Genomic DNA, 17,070 nt, shown 5'->3' with positions numbered 1-17,070 from the left:
GTCTACTTGAGGTCGCGCACCCAGTCCTCATAGCCGCCGTTGGCAGCGCCGTTCGTTGCCGGCCGGCTGGCCTCTATACGGGCGGTCTGCGCGCGCGCCCGCACGTCGCTAGGGCTCAAGCCGAATGTCGCGCGGAAGACGCGGCTGAAATGGGCCTCGCTCGAGAAGCCGAGTGCATAGGCGATCTCGTAGATGCGGCGATGGTCGTGCGCCGGATTGCCGAGCTCGGCGCAGGCGCGGGCCAGCCGCTGCTCCTGGATGTAGTGGGCGACGCCGCCCAGAGGCTCGAACAGCCGATAGAGCTGGCTGCGCGAGATGCGGAACCGCGCGCAGAGCGCCTCGGCGTGCAGCGCGGGTGAGTCGAGGTTGGCCGCGATATGGCGCTGGATGCGCTGGCGCATCGTCCTCTCGATGGCGTCGCGGGCGCGCTCGGCCGTCTCGGCGGTCGACTTGAAGCAGGCGGCGATCATGTCGGTCGTTGCCTGCGCGACCAGTGGCGCCTCGGCAAGCGTGATGGCGTCGGCGCGCGCCACCAGGGACTGCATGTAATCGCCGAGCAGGCCACCCATGCCGCTGTTGGACCGCAGGACCAGTCCGTGCAGGTCGCCCGGCTCCGGTATCGCCTCGTCGAGCACCTCGCGCGGCACGACGATGGCGACGGTGCCGGAGGCCGCCGCCCGCGTGACGTTCGGCTGGCTGAGGTCGAGGATCTGCACATCGCCGGCGCGCAGCACGCGCCCGCGGTCGCCGGCCTCGCCGACTAGGCCGCCGGCCGCATAGAGCTGCACGAGATAGTGGTCGAGCCCGTCTGCGATGGTCTTGCGCCGGTCGCGCACGAAGCGCTGGCCGTCGAAATCAACCGCCGAGACCAGCAGATGCCCGAGATGCCATCCACGCACGGTCGCCGCGAAGCCGCTCTCCGGCCGATGATCGGCACGCGGCGCCACGTCGAAAATGACCGAGATGCTCTCGTGCCATGCCTCGAACTGGTCGCTCGGCCTCAGATGCCCTGTCGTGAATAGACTGAAAGGAAGCTTCCCAGCCTCACCCATACCCCAACCAAGAAAACCTTGGATCCCAGGCGCAGTGATACGTGAGCGATGAGGAATAGCCAGCGATATCGTGTCGAACTCGAACCTAACCGCACCGAAGATGCAGGGAGATCAGAGCGCCATGCGCTGATGCAGGTCGATCATGATCCAGAGGCTGCCGCCCACCATCAGGAAGATCAGGACGGCGGTGAAGGAGATCGCCAGCAGGTTCTCCTTGGGCGTCGTCGTGAAGTTGATGTGCAGGAAGAAGTGCAGATGCACCAGGATCTGTAGCACCGCGGCGCCGGCGATGATCCACATGATGCGCGAGGGCGGCAGGGCGTGGGTGTAGACCAGCCAGAACGGGATCGCCGTCAAGATGACGGCCAGCACGAAGCCGATCAGGTAGGACGCAAGACCGTGCCGTTCCATCACAGGAGCCCCGGAAGGTAGACGACGGAGAAGATGCCGACCCAGGCGATATCCAGGAAATGCCAGAACAGGCCGAGCCGAAACAGGCGCGAGGTCACGGGCAGGCTAAGGCCCTTGATCGCGACCTGCGCGCACAGGATCAGGATCCAGATCAGGCCGACGCTGACGTGGGTGCCGTGCGTGCCGACCAGGGTGAAGAAGGCCGACAGGAAGCCGCTGCGGTCGGGCCCGGCGCCGATGCGGATCATGCCCAGGAATTCGCGGATCTCGAGGAACACGAAGCCCGCGCCGAGCAGAAAGGTGATGGCGAGCCAGCCCATCACCGCCGAGCGGTTGCCCGCCCGCGACGACAGGGAGGCGAAGCCGAAGGTCGTGCTGCTGATCAGCAGCAGCGCCGTCTCGAGCGCGGCGTTGTTCAGGCTGAAGAGCTGCCTGCCCGCCGGGCCGCCCGCCGTATTGCCGACCATGATGCCGTAGGTCATGAACAGCAGGGCGAAGATGATGGCGTCGCCCATCAGGTAGAGCCAGAAGCCCAGCTCGCGCTGCGCGTGGATCTCCGCCGCTTCGGAATGCGGATGGCCGGGAACGGCGGTCACGTTGGCGTTCATGAGCGCGCCGCCTCGAGCTCGCGGTAGCGCGCCCTCTCCAGGCGCTCGACCTCCGCGGCGGTCAGCACGAAGTCGGTCTCATCGTCCGACGAGCGCCAGATCATGGTGGCCCACATGGCAAGCCCGCACAGGATCGCCAGCCACCAGATCCACCACACCATGGCGAAGCCGAACACGAAGGAGAGCCCGCCCATGATGACGCCGGCCGGCGAATTCTTGGGGATCTCGATGTCGTGGTAGCGGGCCGGCGGCGTGTAGGCCACGCCACGCTCCTTCATGTCGAGCAGCGCCTCGCGGTCGCGGATCTCGGGCAGGACGGCGAAGTTGTAGGGCGGCGGCGGCGAGGAGGTCGCCCATTCGAGCGTGCGGCCATCATAGGGATCGCCGGTCACGTCCAGGTTCTTCTTGCGGTCGCGGATCGAGACGATGACCTGCATGATGAGGCAGGCGATGCCGATCATGATCAGCACGGCGCCCATCGAGGCCGCGACCAGCCAGGGCTGCCAGGAGGGATCGTTGTACTGCTCCATGCGCCGCGGCATGCCCATCATGCCCAGCACATAGAGCGGCATGAAGGCGAGGTAGAAGCCGACGATCCAGAACCAGAAGGCCGCGGTGCCCCACGGCTCGTTCATCTTGAAGCCGAAGGCCTTGGGGAACCAGTACATGTAGCCGGCGAGGTAGCCGAACAGCACGCCGGGGATGATCATGTTGTGGAAGTGCGCGACCAGAAAGGTCGTGTTGTGCATCAGGAAGTCGACGGGCGGCACCGCCAGCAGCACGCCCGTCATGCCGCCGATCACGAAGGTGGCGATGAAACCCACCGTCCACAGCATCGAGGGATGGAAGGTGATGCGGCCGCGATACATGGTCAGCAGCCAGTTGAACACCTTCACGCCCGTGGGCACCGCGATCACCATGGTCGTGACGCCGAAGAAGGCGTTGACGTTGGCGCTGGAGCCCATGGTGAAGAAATGGTGCAGCCAGACGGTGAAGCTCAGGATGGCGATCGCCGCCGTGGCATAGACTAGCGATTCGTAGCCGAACAGCCGCTTCCTGGAGAAGGTCGCCACGACCTCGGAGAACACGCCGAACGCCGGCAGGATCAGGATGTAGACCTCCGGATGGCCCCAGATCCAGAACACGTTGGCGTAGTTCATCATGTTGCCGCCCAGCTCATTGGTGAAGAAGTGCATGCCGAGCAGGCGGTCGAGCGCCAGCAGGATGCACGCCACGGTGATCGCGGGGAAGGCAAAGGCCATGAGGACGGAGGTGCAAAGCGCGGTCCACACGAACGGCGTCATGCGCATCAGGGTCATGCCCGGCGCGCGCCGCTTGAGGATGGTGACGATGAAATTGATGCCCGAGAGGGTCGAGCCGACGCCGCTGATCAAGAGCGCCCAGATCCAGTAGTCGACGCCGACGCCCGGGCTGTACTGGATGCCCGAATAAGGCGGATAGCCCGTCCAGCCGGCGGTCGAGAACTTGCCGATCACCAGCGAGACCATGACCAGGCTCGCACCCGAGGCGGCAAGCCAGAGGCTGAGCGAGTTCAGGAACGGAAAGGCGACGTCGCGCGTGCCGATCTGCAAGGGCACGGCGATGTTCAGGAGCCCCGTCATGAACGGCATGGCCATGAAGATGATCATGATCGTGCCGTGCGAGCTGAAAATCTGGTCGAAATGCTCGGGCGGCAGGTAGCCGCCGTTGTTCAGCGCCATCGCCTGCTGGGCGCGCATCATGATGGCGTCGACGAAGCCGCGCAGCAGCATGATCAGCGCCAGGATGATGTACATGGCGCCGATGCGCTTGTGGTCGACGCTGGTCAGCCACTCCTGCCACAGATAGACCCAGCCCTTGAGCCAGGTGATGACGATGGCAACCAGCAGCGCGCCGCCCACCACCATCGCCGCGCCGGTGGCGGCAATGGCGCTGTAGAACGGCAGGGCCTCGATGGTCAGTCTTCCGAACATGCTATCTCCGCGCCGGCGCGGTCGGCGTCTGGCCGCCATGCGCCTGGTGGCCGCCCGTGTACCTGTCGATGATGGCGTCGAAGAGCTTGGGCTCGACCGCCGAGTACAAGGTGATGGGGTTGAGCCGGCTCTTCTCGGCGAGCTTGGCGTAGGTCGGCGGATCGAGCCTGGCCGGCGCCTGCTTGGCCTTCGCCACCCAGGCGTCGAAGTCGGCCTGGCTCATCGCCACCACCTCGAAGAACTGGTCGGAGAAGCCGCCGCCCGAGTACTGGGTGTTGCGGCCGACGAACTTGCCGGGCTTGTCGGCCAGGATCTGCAGGCGGGTCTGCATGCCGGCCATGGCGTAGATCTGGCCGGCCAGCGCCGGCACGTAGAAGGAGTTCATCACCGTATCGGAGGTGATGCGCAGGCTGATCGGCCGGCCGGCCGGGATGGCGAGCTGGTTGACCGACGCCACGCCCTGCTCGGGATAGATGAACAGCCACTTCCAGTCCTGGGCCACGACCTGGACGTCGAGCGGCGGCGTCGAGGAGGCGATCTCGCGATAGGGATCGAGCTTGTGCGTGCTGCGCCACAGCAGCACGGCGACGGCGATGACGATCAGCGCCGGAACCAGCCAGACGACGGCGTCGACCTTGCCTGAATAGTCCCAGGTCGGCTCATAGCGGGCGTTGCGGCCCGCGCGATAACGCCAGGCGAACCAAAGCGCCATCAGGATGACCGGCACGACCACGATCATCATGACCGTGAAGGCGTCGATCATCAGGCCGCGCTCGGCGTCTGCGATCGGCCCCTTGGGGTTGAGCACAACCAGGCGGTCGCAGCCGGCGACCAGCAGGGCCAGTACCGCAAGCGCCGCGTAACGTACTGTAACGACTGCCTGCTTCACGCCCCCGCCCGCACCGATGATTAAGCAGTGGGGTTAGATTGAAGCTACATCTTGTGTTGGGCAAATGAATCTTTTGCCCGCTCACGCACAGCTGTCGGCCCGCCAATCGAACGGTGTCTTGGCGCCGCGCAGGAACGCCGCCAGCCACGAGCTGCCCAGGGCATAGTTCGCCTTGGTCGTCTGCCGGCTGGTGACGATGTAGGTGTTGATGCCGACGACGCGGCCGCAGGAATCGATCAGCGGCCCGCCCGAATTGCCGGCCGAGATGTCGGCCGAGTGCAATACCATCGGCGTGTTGCGTTCCTTGTTCTGCACCGCGCTCACCGTGCCCTTGGTCAGCACGACCTCGGGCGCGGCCTTGAGGTCGCCCGCCACCAGGCGTCGCAGGTTGCGGTCCTGGGCGATGGCGATCGACGGATAGCCGGCCGCGATCACGTCGCCCAGCGCCGTCGGCTCAGCGGCCAACGGCAGCGGCCGCACGCTGCCCGCCGGAACGTCGTCGACCTTGATCACGGCATAGTCGGCCTCGGTCCCCTGCCCGGTCTGCGATGTCGCGACGACGGTGCCGATGTAACCGGTCTTGAGATGCTTGCTCAGGATCAGCGCTTCGCTGCCGGGCGCGGCGCGACCGACGACATGGTGGTTGGTCACCACGTAGTTGGGGGCAACAAAAAAGCCGGAGCCACTATCGCCTCCGGCTGACACCACCAGGACGGTGGCTTGCTCGAGTGCCTGCGCCAGGCCCGCCGGAGTCATCTTGCCGGCTTTGCCGCCGGTCTGCGGCAGATCCATCGAGGCCGCGGCCGGTGTGACCTTTGCGGGGCCAGGCCCGGAGCCAGTCGGCGCCTCGGTCTTGCGCTCGGGCAGCGCGCCGGCGGGTGCCGGCGAGCTCGGCCCCTTGCCCAGCGGATCCTTGATGGTGCAGACGTCGGCCTTGAGCCGCTCCTTCAGGAACGCGATCTGGTCCTCGATCTGCTTGTTGGCGGCCTTCTGCTTCTCGATCTGCTCTTCCAGCGCCTTGACCTGCGCCTGGTCGGGACCCGGCGGTGCGGGCGGCGCTGGCGGTGCGGGCAACTGCACCGCGACATTCACGATCGGGCGATAGAACAGGTACCAGCCGAGCGCCAGACCGGCGGCCAGCAGCAAAAAGCCGCCGACCAGGCCGCCCAGAATCAGCGGCCAGCGGGATTTCGGACGTTCTTCAGGCGACGGCGCGTTCTCGGCCATGGATGGAAGTGGGCTCCCGGGAAAGGGCGCAGTCAATACCGTGGCGGCGGCGGAATTTGGGCACTGTGGAGCCTCTTGCATGGCCCGGCAAACGATATAAGTGTATATGCACATACCAGCTGCCGGCCTCGACCCGCCGCAGCGCGGCGTCTAGGGTCGGTCAGTATCGAAGGAGAGTTCCATGACGGCCTGCATCGTCGGTTGGTCCCACGGCAAGTTCGGCAAGCTCGATGGCGAGACCAGCGAATCGCTGATCGTGAAGGCGGCCACTGAGGCCATTGCCCATGCCGGCATCGAGCCCAAGGACGTCGACGTCATCTATGTCGGAAACATGAATGGCGGCTTCGTGCGCCAGGAATTCCATTCCTCGCTGGCGCTGCAGGCCCATCCCGACCTGCGCTTCAAGCCGTCGACCCGCGTGGAGAACGCCTGCGCCACCGGCTCGGCCGCCATCCACATGGGCCTGAACACGCTGGCCGCCGGCAAGGCGCGTTTCGTGCTGGTGGTCGGCGTCGAGAAGATGACCGAGCTCAACTCCGCCCAGGCGGGCGAGGTGCTGATCAAGGCCTCGTACGTCGCCGAGGAGGCCAACATCGAGGCGGGCTTCGCCGGCATCTTCGGCAAGATCACCTCGGCCTACTTCCAGCGCTACGGCGACAAGTCCGACGCGCTCGCCAAGATCGCGGTCAAGGCTCACAAGAACGGCGTCAAGAACCCCTTCGCGCACTTCCAGAAGGAGTTCGCCTACGAGTTCTGCCGCAATCCCTCGGACAAGAACCCGTTCGTGGCGGGACCGCTGAAGCGCACCGACTGCTCGCCGGTGACCGATGGCGCGGCAGCGGTGATCCTGACCGACGTCACGACGGCGCTCGGCATGAAGCAGGTGATCGCCTTCCGCGCCGCCGAGCAGGTCAACGACTTCCTGCCGATGAGCAAGCGCGACATCATCAAGTTCGAGGGCCCGGCGCTCGCCTGGAAGAGGGCGCTGACTTCGGCGCGGCTCGACCTGCTCGATCTGTCGTTCGTCGAAAGCCACGACTGCTTCACCTCGGCCGAGCTGATCGAATACGAGGCGATGGGCCTCACGGCTCCGGGCGAAGGCGAGCGCGCCATCCACGAAGGCTGGGTCGAGCGCGACGGCAAGCTGCCGGTCAATGTCTCGGGCGGCCTCAAGGCCAAGGGCCATCCGGTCGGCGCCACCGGCGTCAGCATGCACGTGATGTCGGCCATGCAGCTCTCCGGCACGGCGCCCGGCGCACTGCAGCTGCCCAAGGCCAGGATCGGCGGCGTGTTCAACATGGGTGGCGCAGCGGTGGCCAACTACGTCAGCATCCTCGAGCCGCTGCGCTAGCGGGCCGTTTCGCCATCGTCTTTCTTGACACTCTCGGGGGTGCCGAATGAAACGGCACCTTCGCGTGTACTCAGGGCTCCACGTATGGCGGCCTGTAACTCTGCAGCCTGAAGCTGCGCTTCCTGCATCTTCTGCTCAATCGTGGCAAGGCGTTGCCAGTACGATTCCCAGTTTTCTGCCCCCGCCAGATCGCGCAGATCGAGGGGCTCGACTTTGCCCCACGCTTCGAAAGACTCCAGGCGGGCAATCCGTTCATCCAGGTCGGCGACGCCCTTTGCCTTGGGTGAACCTCGCGCCGCGCTTACCATCCATCGGCGCCAGTCAGAACCGCTCTTGGATTGATTGCACGGGCCACAAGAAGGCACGAGGTTGCGAACCTCGTTGATATAGCCGGTCGGTCTTTTCTTGCGCACAAGCGGTCTGAGATGGTCCCAGTCAGTGGCAGCGGCCCCACAGTAAATGCATGTGATCGCGTCAGGGGTCATACCTAGTTGGGCAAGGGCTTCGCTCCTCTTCTCAGGCGTTGGTTCGACACTCGGTATGATCGCCTGGACGAAACCGTTCGTCACCGAAGAGCTGCGACTCGTTATCTTGAGCGGCCTTTTGAATTTCATCTCCAGCTCCCCTGACACCGTAGCTATAGTCGGCCTTCGCTGAAGTACAGGGGGCATCAGCAGTGCGCGAAATCGGGCGCGGCGAGAGCAACGCCATTCTGGGCGCCATGCGCCAGATTGCGCTCGCTGGCGGTCACGCCATCACCTGGGCCGACACCACGAGCGTGCTCGCGGCCGGGCGCTACCTGTTGCGCCGTCATGACCTTTTGGACATCGGGACGCTGCCCGCGGTGGCGCCGTCCGATCTCGTCTCCACCCTGCACGGCAATCCGGATCTGGCGCACGAGGCGGTGAAGTACCTTGCCATCATGGCGCTGGTCGATGGCGAGCTCGATCGCCACAAGCTCGCGCGCGTGCTGGAATATTCCCGTGCCCTCGACGTCGAGGCCGACTACCTCACCGATCTCGTCGAGGCGGCGTCGGGCCATCTCGCCTGGGCGACCGCTGACATGTGGCGCAAGAATTTCGACAGCGTGCTCAGCCGCTCATCGGAGGGTCTCGATCCGAACACATGGATCAGGCCCTATGTCGGCGGCAGCGCCGCCCCCGCGCTCGTGGCCCGCTATGAAGCGTTGGGCCAGTTGCCGCAGAACACATTCGGCAAGGCCTTGTGGGACTTCGACAAGAAGAACGGCTACCCGTTCCCCGGCGACCCGGAAGCGCTGAACGCGGGCTTCGGCACGCCGCATGATTCCACCCACGTGATCTCGGGCTACGACACCAGTGCGCGCGGCGAGCTTCTGGTCTCGACCTTCACCGCCGCCATGCATCCGATCAACCCGATGAGCGGGCACATCCTGCCGGTGATCTTCTTCTTCCATTTCGGCGAGCACATGAACGACGTCGGCCATGCTGGCACGGGCGGGCTCGACCCCGACGAGTTCTGGCACGCCTGGGCCCGCGGCGCTGAGATGACGGTCGATATCTTCGACCCCAAGTGGACCGTGTGGGACTGGGTCGAGCGTGACCTCGAGGCGCTGCGGCGCGACTGGAACGTCACGCCAGCCGGCCGGCAGCCCTGACGATCAACTCTTGCCGTCAGGCTTGCCGCGGTCGCGCCCGAACATCGATTGGCTAGTGGCCGCCCGCTTCTGTTGCGTCTCGGGATCCGCCGTCGCGTCCTTGCGATAGAGGTGCCAGGCAAAGCCGCCGACACCGACCATCGCGACGAGCACCAACGCTTCGTAAAGCGACATCGCTGGCCGTCAGACCACCGGGCTCGCGCCGCCGTCGACGTTGATCGCGACGCCGTTGATGAACGAGCCGGCATCCGAGCACAGGAAGCAGGCCATGCGCGCGAATTCCTCGGCCTTGCCCATGCGGCCAAGCGGGATGCGGCCCTTGGCCATGCCGGCCAGGAACTCCTCGTAGGTCTTGCCCTCGCCGGCCGCGGTCTTGTGACGGCGCACCCACTGGTCGCTTTCGATCAGGCCGACCAGCATGGCATTGACCAGCACGCCGTGCGGCGCGTTTTCGTGGCTGAGCGCCTTGGTGAGCGCCATGCCGGCGGCGCGGCTGACGCTGGTCGGCGCCGAGTTGCCGTTGGGCGCCTTGGCGCCGATGTTCAGCACGTTGACGATGCGGCCCCACTTGCGTTGGCGCATGCCGGGCAGCACGGCGCGGATCGTGCGGATGGCGGCGAACAGTTTCAGGTCGAGGTCGCCCTGCCAGTCCTCGTCGGTCACCGTCTCGAACGGCTTGGCGTGGCTGATGCCGGCGTTGTTGACCAGGATGTCGACCTTGCCGAACTCGGCTTCGATCTTCTTGAAGGTGTCGGCGATCGGCTGCGCCTTGGAGACGTCGCAGGAGTAGGCCTCGATCTTGGCGTTGGTCTTGCCGGCGGCCTTGGTGACCTCGGCCTTGGCCGCAGCCAGGGCGTCGGCTTTGCGCGCCAGCAGCGCCACCGAGGCGCCCGACGCCGCAAATTCCTTGGCCATCGCCAGGCCCAGACCGGTGCTCGCACCGGTGATCGCCGCCACGCGGCCGTCCATACGTACGTCCATCTCGTCCTCCCCGATTCACGGAAGGCCGACACCTTATCGTCCGGAACGCGGGAGTCGAGGGTCTCATCTCCTCCCCCGTCATCGGGGGAGGCTAGGGAGGGGGAAGGCAACACAAACGCCCTCGACAATTTCAGATCTGAAATTTCGAATAGCGCGCCGTTGGCTCGCCCCCTCCCTACCCTCCCCCGATGACGGGGGAGGAGATGAGAAGTTAGGGCTCAGGCACCATGAACTGCGCGGCGTATTCCGGTGTCGGCGGGATCGGCTTGATGACGTCGATCGCCACGCCATTGGGATCCTCGGTGATGAAATGCCGCTGGCCGAACGGCTCGTCCCGCAGGGTGACATGGATCTTCAGGCCGGCGGCGACCGCCTTGGCATATTCGGCATCGACGTCCTCGACCTCGAGATTGACCAGCAGCCCCGCCGCCTTGCGCTGGAACGGCGCCGGCAGGGAATCGTGGCGGTAGTCGAGGATGGCGAGGTTGGCCGTCGTCGCGACCTTGGACGTGAGATGGACGTACCAGTCGGACTGGAAGGCCGGCGTGAACTGGAAATGGCGCTGCCAGAAGGCGGCGGTGCCGGCCACGTCGTCGGTGCAGAGGACTGTGTAGAACTGGTTCAGCTGCATTGCCCGTCCCTCCTCATCGATTTACATACTGTCTGTATGTACCGATGCTGATTTAGATACAGGCTGTATGTATGTCAAGACCCCGGACCCAGGCCGAGCGCTTGGCCGCCACACGCGCCGCCTTGCTCAAGGCGGCGCGAACCATCTTCGCTGAACAGGGCTATGCGGCCGCGGCCACCGAGGAAATCGTGCGGCGCGCCAAGGTCACGCGCGGTGCGCTCTATCATCACTTCGAGGACAAGCGCGCGCTGTTCGACGCCGTCGCAAGCGACGTGGCGCGTGAGATCGCCGAGAAGATCGATGCCGAGACGCCGATGGACGATCCGCTCAAGGCCCTGGTCGTGGGCACCGGCGCCTTCCTCGACGCCTGCCTCGATCCTGCGGTGCGGCGCATCTACCTGATCGATGCACCCGCCGTGCTGGGCTGGCACCGCTGGCGCGAGATCGACGCGCCGCACGGCGTGCGCTCGCTGCGCGAGGGCGTGACGGCGATGCTGGTCGCGCATCCAGTCGACGGGCTCGCGATCGAGCCCACGACCTTCCTGCTGGCCGGCGCGTTCAACGAAGCCGCCCTCTGGGTCGCCGAAGCCAAGGACGAGAAGACGGCACGCCGCGAGATGGACCGATCGCTTGCGCTTCTTATTGAGCGGCTGTTCGTACCGTCTCGATCGCCGCGAGCACGCGCTCGGGCGTAGCCGGCGCATCGAGCCGCACCGCCTGCTTATGGTCGCCGGCCGCAGCGATAGCATCCTTGAGCGCCGTCCACACTGCGGTCGCCAGCAGCAGCGGTGGCTCACCCACCGCCTTAGAGCGGAAGATCGTGGCTTCGCGCGAGGGCGCGTTCTCCAGCATCTTCACATTGAACACGACGGGCACGTCGCGGCTGCCGGGGATCTTGTAGGTCGAGGGCCCGATTGTGCGGAGCCGGCCCTGCTTGTCCCACCACAATTCCTCGCAGGTCAGCCAGCCCTGGCCCTGCACGAAGGCGCCCTCGATCTGGCCGAGGTCGATAGCGGGATTGAGCGAGGCGCCGCAATCCTGCACCAGGTCGGCACGCAGCACGCGGCTTTCGCCGGTCAAGGTGTCGACCGCGACCTCGGCCATGGCGGCGCCGAAGGAGAAATAGAAGAACGGGTGGCCGCGCATCGCCACGCCGTCCCAATGGATCTTGGGCGTCTTGTAGTAGCCGGTCGACGACAGCGGAACGCGGCCCATGTAGCAGAGCTTCGCCATCTCGCCGAAGCTCATCACCTGATTGCTGCCCGGCTTGGCGATGCGCACGTTGCCGTCGGCGAACTCGATGTCGTCGGTGGCGACGCCGAAATGCTCGGCGGCGAAAGCGACCATGCGCTGCCTGATGGCGTTGGCCGCATCCCACGCCGCCCAGCCGTTGAGGTCCGAGCCGGTCGAGGCCGCGGTCGGCGAGGTGTTGGGCACTTCGGCGGTCGAGGTGGCCGACGGCCGGATGCGGTCGATGTCGACCTTGAAGACCTCGGCCACGACCTGCGCCACTTTGATGAACAGGCCCTGCCCCATCTCAGTGCCACCGTGGTTCAGGCGGATCGAGCCGTCGGTATAGACATGCACCAGCGCACCGGCCTGGTTGAGATGCGGCAGGTTGAAGGAGATGCCGAACTTCAGCGGGAACAGGCCGAGCCCGCGCTTCAGCACCGGATTGGCCTTGTTGAAGGCATCGACCTCGGAGCGCCGACGCTGCCAGTCGCCCAGCTGCTTCACCTCGGCCCAGCAGCGCGGCAGATGGTTCTCCTCGATCTTCTGGCCGTACGGCGTCTCGTCGCCGGCCGGGCCGTAGAAATTGAGCGCGCGGACCTCGTTGGCGTCGCGGCCGAGCCGGTGGGCGATGCGATCGATCGCATCCTCCATCACCAGCACGCCCTGCGGCCCGCCGAAGCCGCGGAACGCCGTGTTCGACTGCTTGTTGGTACGGCAGGAATAGCCGACGGCGCGGACGTGCGGGATCCAGTAGGCGTTGTCGATATGGGTGAGCGCACGCGCCACCACGCCCGGCGTCATGTCGAGGCTGAAACCCGCGTCGGCAGCCAGCACCGCATCGAGCGCCAGCACGCGTCCCTGGTCGTCGAAGCCCACCGTGTAGCGATAGTCGAAGCCGTGGCGCTTGCCGGTGGCGATGATGTCGATCTCGCGCGGCAGGCGGAGCTTTACAGGTTTGCCGGTCTTGGCCGCAGCCAGAGCAGCGGCGGCAGCCACCCACGAGGCGTTGCTCTCCTTGCCTCCGAAGCCGCCGCCCAGGCGGCGCACCATCGTCGTCACGCGATTGTACTCGCAGCCCAGCACCTGGGCGCAGATGTGCTGGACCTCGGTCGGATGCTGGGTCGAGGAGTGCACCAGAAGGTCGCCGTCCTCGCCCGGCAGGGCAAAGGCGATCTGGCCTTCGAGATAGAAATGCTCCTGGCCGCCGACGCTGAACTCGGCCGTCAGCGTGTGCGGCGCCGTCTTCAGCGCCGCATCGGGATCGCCGCGCAGGATGGTCGACGGCGCCTGGACATAGGCCTGTTTGGCGAGCGCCGTCTGGACGTCGAGGATCGCCTCGGTGGGCTCGATGTCGGGCTTCACGCGCTCGGCCGCGGCGCGCGCTGCGTCCAGCGAGTGCGCCACCACCATGGCCAGCGGCTGGCCGGCATGCTCGACCTTGTCCTCGGCGAACAACGGCTCCTGCTTGCCGGGGCTCGCGATGTTGTTGAGGCCGGGAATGTCGCTTGCGGCGAACACGGCGACGACGTCGGGCGACGAGGCCGCCGCCGACAGGTCGAGCTTCTTCAGGCGCCCGCTGGCGATCGGGCTCAGCACCAGCGCGGCATGCAGTGTGCCGGGCGGCTCGGCGATGTCGTCGATGTAGAGCGCTTGGCCGGTGACGTGCTTCAGCGCACTGTCGTGCCGGTGCGCCGTATGGATCTGGCCTTTCATAGCGCCTCGACCTCCACGGCCTGGCCCGGCGAGGTGACGCGCAGCTCCAGGCGACGCAGCAGGTTCTTCGCGGCCTGCAAGCGATAGGCCGCGCTGCCGCGCCAATCGTCGATCGGCTTGAACTCGGTTTCGACGGCGGCGATGGCGGCGGCAAAGCCGTCCTTCTTGAGCGCCGTCTCGACGGCTATCGCGCGCTTGGGCGTCGCAGCCATGCCGCCGAAGGCGATGCGCGCATCGTCGATGCGGCCGGACTTGATCCTCAGTCGATAGCCGGCCGCCACGGTCGAGATATCCTGGTCGCGACGCTTGGAGAGCTTGTCGCAGAAGAACGCTTCGCCCTGCCACAGCTTCGGAATCGTGATGCTTTCGATCACTTCGTCGGCGACCAGCGCCGTCTTGCGATAGTCGAGGAAGAAATCCTCCAGCAGGATTTCGCGCGCACCGCGCGTCGAGGTGAGCTTGAGCCTGGACTCGAGCGCGATCAGCACCGGCGGCATGTCGCCGATCGGCGAGGCCGTGCCGATATTGCCGCCCAGGGTGCCCATGGTGCGGATCTGCCGCGAGCCCAGCCGCGCGAGATAAGTCTTCAGCCCCGGATAGTTGGACGTCAGGGCCGGCATGGCTTGCGCATAGGTTGCCGCAGCGCCGATCGTGACCTGCTTGTCGGTCTCGCTGACGGCGGTCAGCTCGGGAACATGCGCGACATGGATGACGGCGGCCGGCGGCTTGCGTGACCGGCTGGCCAGCAAGCCGAGATCGGTGGCGCCGGCCAGCAGCAGCGCCTCGGAATGCCTGGCGCGCAAGGCCACAAGCTCGGCGAGCGAGCGCGGTGCATGAAAGCAGTCGTCGAAGCTCGCCGATCCGGTCCGCGTCGGCAGCTGCGGCGCGGGTTCGACGGCAAGGCCTGCGACCCTGGTCATGGCGGCGACGATCGGCCGATAGCCGGTACAGCGGCAGAGATTGCCGGCCAATGCATCGTGGATGGTGTCGAGGTCGGCCCTCTCGCCGCCCGCGGCGAAGGCGTAGGCCGACATCACGAAGCCCGGGGTGCAGAAGCCGCATTGCGTGGCGTCCGACTCGGCCATCGCCGCCTGCACGGCGTGGGGCGCGCCGCCCGGTCCCTGCAGGCCCTCGACAGTGCGCACGGCCTGTCCGTCGATCTGTCCCAGCAGGGCGATGCAGGAATTCATCGCCTCGCGATGGCCGTCGGCCCGCTCCAGCACGACGGTGCAGGCGCCGCAATCGCCCTCGGCGCAGCCCTCCTTGGTGCCTCGGAGACCGCGATGCTCGCGCAGCCAATCGAGCAGCGTGGTCATCGGCGAGAGGCCATCGAGCTCCACCGGCTGGTCGTTGAGGACAAAACGTATGTGGTCCGCCATGCGAATGACTCTGATCGGGGTGTTCTTCATACGCAAGCGGTTGCTCTGCTGGCCGGCGCATGATGCACTTCGCCTGCCACAACAAGAGCCTGAAAATGGATCCGTACCGGTTCAGCTACTCCCCCGTCGTCGAGCGACCGAAGCTTTCCTGGCCCAATGGCGCGCGCGTCGCCGTCTGGGTCTGCCCAAACATCGAGCACTACGAATATCTCCCCGCCGAGGTCCGGGTGCGCAATCCCTGGCCGCGCATGCCGCATCCCGACGTGCTGGGCTATGGCGGCCGCGACTACGGCAACCGCGTCGGCCTGTGGCGCATGTTCGAGGTCCTGGACAAGCACAGCGTCCGCTGCACCGTGTCGCTCTCCATGTCGGTGATCGAGATGTATCCCGAGATCCTTGAAGCCATGGAGGCGCGGCGCTGGGAATACATGAGCCACGGCTACTTCAACACGCGCTACCACTGGGGCTACAGCGAGCAGGAGGAGCGCGAGGTCATCGAGCATAGCAAGGCGACCCACCTCAGGATGACCGGCCGCAAGCTGCGGGGCTGGTTCTCCCCCGCCATCTCCAACACGCTCGCCACGCCCGATCTCGTGCGCGAGGCGGGCCTGGACTACATCTGCGACTTCTATCACGACGACCAGCCGACGCCGCTCGCGACCAAGCACGGCACGCTGATGCACGTGCCCTACACCATGGATCTCAACGACGCCTTGATCCATCGCCAGCCGGTCGAGGCTGAGGAATTCGCCCAAATGATCGTCGACCACTTCGACACGGTCTATCGCGAGGGCAGCGAGAACGGCCGCGTGATGTGCATTGCGCTCCATCCCTACATGATGGGCGCACCGCACCGGCTGAAACATCTCGACCGGGCACTGGGCTATATCCGCAAGCACAAGGATGCCTGGGTCTGCACCGCCGAGGAGATCCTGGACTGGTACGTCGCCAACGGGCTGAAACCGTACCAGCAGCATCTCGGGAAGGAGGCGTGAGATGAGCACGACCGTTCCCAAGAACCCGCCGCCGCTCGAGCCCGGGATGGACAATCCCTGGTACGACTACGTCCCCTTCCCCATGCGCCCCAAGCTCACCTGGCCGCGCAATGCGCGCGTCGGCTGGTTCGTGCTGCTGCATCTCGAATACTGGGAGCTGCTGCCCGACGAGAAGAGCTATCGCGACCCTCGGCATATCGGCGAGTTCGGCAGCTTCGTGCCCGACTACCGCACCTGGACGCAGCGCGAATATGGCAACCGGGCCGGCATCTTCCGGGTGCTCGACGTGCTCGACCGCTACCAGGTGCGCGCCGGCGTGGCGGTCAATGCGTTGGCGGCGGAGCGCTATCCCTACCTCATCGAGCAGTTCAAGAAGCGAAAGTACGAGTTCATCGCCCATGGCCATTCGGCCAACCGCATGATCACCTCCAAGATGAGCGAAGCCGAGGAGAAGGCCGAGATTGCCGAAGCGATCGGCGCCATTGAGAAGGCCGCGGGCGTGCGGCCCACGGGCTGGCTGGGCCAGGACTACGGCGAGAGCCAGCGCACGCCTCAGCTTTTGGCCGATGCCGGGCTGGACTATGTGCTCGACTGGCCGAACGACGACCAGCCGTATCCCATGAAGGTCGGCAAGCCGTTCGTCTCTCTGCCCAACCAGCCGGAATGGGACGACGTGCAGCAGCTCTTGCTGCGGCGCATTCCCACGCCGCGCTATCCCGACATGGTCGGCGAGGCTTTCGAATTGCTGCACCAGGAAGGCGGCCAGGTGTTCAACCTCTCGGTCCATCCCTGGCTGATGGGCGTGCCGCACCGGATCAAGCACCTTGACGAGGCCCTGCGGCGGATCGAGCGGTTCGGCAATGTCTGGCAGGCGACGCCCGGCGAGATCGCGAAGCACTACATGGATACGATGATGGGGTGACAGGAGCGCGGGCCTCCGGCCCGCTTCATGATCATGTTCTTCCGGACCGCCGGCCTCCGGCCGGCATCA

At 66.0% G+C, this 17,070-nt stretch carries 17 protein-coding genes; 5 read left to right on the top strand and 12 right to left on the bottom strand.

What is annotated here, in order from left to right; translation table 11 throughout:
* Window positions 1–2: 2 nt before the first annotated feature.
* The 6 genes from RSO01_RS21900 to RSO01_RS21875 all read right to left on the bottom strand — a co-directional run bounded on the left by RSO01_RS21900 (window position 3) and on the right by RSO01_RS21875 (window position 6,160).
* The gene (locus tag RSO01_RS21900; protein WP_170303256.1) at window positions 3–947 is read right to left on the bottom strand and encodes a helix-turn-helix domain-containing protein; all 945 of its coding nucleotides are present in this window, start codon (window positions 945–947) and stop codon (window positions 3–5) included.
* Between the two features lie 216 nt (window positions 948–1,163).
* Complete coding sequence (cyoD, locus tag RSO01_RS21895; protein WP_147151591.1) at window positions 1,164–1,463, bottom strand: cytochrome o ubiquinol oxidase subunit IV; 300 nt, start codon at window positions 1,461–1,463, stop codon at window positions 1,164–1,166.
* Window positions 1,463–2,071, bottom strand: a complete 609-nt coding sequence (cyoC, locus tag RSO01_RS21890; protein WP_147151590.1) for a cytochrome o ubiquinol oxidase subunit III — start codon at window positions 2,069–2,071, stop codon at window positions 1,463–1,465. The genes cyoD and cyoC overlap by 1 nt, the downstream gene beginning before the upstream one ends.
* Window positions 2,068–4,044 (bottom strand): cytochrome o ubiquinol oxidase subunit I, encoded by a 1,977-nt coding sequence (cyoB, locus tag RSO01_RS21885; RefSeq protein WP_147151589.1) that lies wholly within the window; start codon window positions 4,042–4,044, stop codon window positions 2,068–2,070. The genes cyoC and cyoB overlap by 4 nt, the downstream gene beginning before the upstream one ends.
* A gap of 1 nt (window position 4,045) precedes the next feature.
* Complete coding sequence (gene cyoA / locus RSO01_RS21880; RefSeq protein ID WP_147151588.1) at window positions 4,046–4,933, bottom strand: ubiquinol oxidase subunit II; 888 nt, start codon at window positions 4,931–4,933, stop codon at window positions 4,046–4,048.
* A gap of 81 nt (window positions 4,934–5,014) precedes the next feature.
* On the bottom strand, window positions 5,015–6,160 hold the full coding sequence (locus RSO01_RS21875; protein ID WP_170303255.1) for a S1 family peptidase: 1,146 nt from the start codon (window positions 6,158–6,160) through the stop codon (window positions 5,015–5,017).
* A 181-nt stretch (window positions 6,161–6,341) separates the two neighbouring features.
* Here RSO01_RS21875 and RSO01_RS21870 point away from each other — a divergent pair, with 181 nt between their 5' ends.
* On the top strand, window positions 6,342–7,511 hold the full coding sequence (locus RSO01_RS21870; RefSeq protein WP_147151586.1) for an acetyl-CoA acetyltransferase: 1,170 nt from the start codon (window positions 6,342–6,344) through the stop codon (window positions 7,509–7,511).
* Here the strand turns inward: RSO01_RS21870 and RSO01_RS21865 are convergent.
* Entirely contained in the window at window positions 7,508–8,125 is a 618-nt protein-coding gene (locus tag RSO01_RS21865; protein WP_147151585.1) for an HNH endonuclease, read from the bottom strand. The two genes, RSO01_RS21870 and RSO01_RS21865, sit on opposite strands and share 4 nt — an antisense overlap.
* Before the next feature lie 62 nt (window positions 8,126–8,187).
* On the opposite strand from RSO01_RS21865, the gene RSO01_RS21860 reads away from it, so the two are divergent.
* Window positions 8,188–9,147 (top strand): hypothetical protein, encoded by a 960-nt coding sequence (locus tag RSO01_RS21860; RefSeq protein ID WP_147151584.1) that lies wholly within the window; start codon window positions 8,188–8,190, stop codon window positions 9,145–9,147.
* Window positions 9,148–9,150: 3 nt separating this feature from the next.
* Here RSO01_RS21860 and RSO01_RS47440 read toward each other — a convergent pair whose 3' ends face one another.
* From RSO01_RS47440 to RSO01_RS21850, 3 genes are all read right to left on the bottom strand, one after another.
* Window positions 9,151–9,321: a hypothetical protein gene (locus tag RSO01_RS47440; RefSeq protein WP_170303254.1), complete on the bottom strand. Its 171-nt coding sequence runs from the start codon at window positions 9,319–9,321 to the stop codon at window positions 9,151–9,153.
* A 9-nt stretch (window positions 9,322–9,330) separates the two neighbouring features.
* The gene (locus RSO01_RS21855; RefSeq protein WP_147151583.1) at window positions 9,331–10,128 is read right to left on the bottom strand and encodes an SDR family oxidoreductase; all 798 of its coding nucleotides are present in this window, start codon (window positions 10,126–10,128) and stop codon (window positions 9,331–9,333) included.
* Window positions 10,129–10,339: 211 nt separating this feature from the next.
* Complete coding sequence (locus tag RSO01_RS21850; RefSeq protein ID WP_147151582.1) at window positions 10,340–10,759, bottom strand: VOC family protein; 420 nt, start codon at window positions 10,757–10,759, stop codon at window positions 10,340–10,342.
* A 71-nt stretch (window positions 10,760–10,830) separates the two neighbouring features.
* Between RSO01_RS21850 and RSO01_RS21845 the strand changes: the two genes are divergently transcribed.
* On the top strand, window positions 10,831–11,454 hold the full coding sequence (locus RSO01_RS21845; RefSeq protein WP_147151581.1) for a TetR family C-terminal domain-containing protein: 624 nt from the start codon (window positions 10,831–10,833) through the stop codon (window positions 11,452–11,454).
* Here RSO01_RS21845 and xdhB read toward each other — a convergent pair.
* Window positions 11,399–13,705: a xanthine dehydrogenase molybdopterin binding subunit gene (xdhB, locus tag RSO01_RS21840; protein ID WP_147151580.1), complete on the bottom strand. Its 2,307-nt coding sequence runs from the start codon at window positions 13,703–13,705 to the stop codon at window positions 11,399–11,401. The two genes, RSO01_RS21845 and xdhB, sit on opposite strands and share 56 nt — an antisense overlap.
* Entirely contained in the window at window positions 13,702–15,084 is a 1,383-nt protein-coding gene (gene xdhA, locus RSO01_RS21835; protein WP_147151579.1) for a xanthine dehydrogenase small subunit, read from the bottom strand. Before xdhA ends, xdhB begins: the two co-directional genes overlap by 4 nt.
* 95 nt (window positions 15,085–15,179) lie before the next feature.
* On the opposite strand from xdhA, the gene RSO01_RS21830 reads away from it, so the two are divergent.
* On the top strand, window positions 15,180–16,079 hold the full coding sequence (locus RSO01_RS21830) for a polysaccharide deacetylase family protein (protein ID WP_170303253.1): 900 nt from the start codon (window positions 15,180–15,182) through the stop codon (window positions 16,077–16,079).
* A gap of 1 nt (window position 16,080) precedes the next feature.
* Complete coding sequence (locus RSO01_RS21825) at window positions 16,081–17,001, top strand: polysaccharide deacetylase family protein (protein WP_147151577.1); 921 nt, start codon at window positions 16,081–16,083, stop codon at window positions 16,999–17,001.
* Window positions 17,002–17,070 lie beyond the last annotated feature (69 nt).

This window comes from Reyranella soli (genome assembly GCF_007992495.1).
GTDB classification, from domain to species: domain Bacteria; phylum Pseudomonadota; class Alphaproteobacteria; order Reyranellales; family Reyranellaceae; genus Reyranella; species Reyranella soli.
The sequence above is the reverse complement of the archived record's forward strand: the minus strand, read 5'-3'. Positions and strand labels throughout refer to the sequence as shown.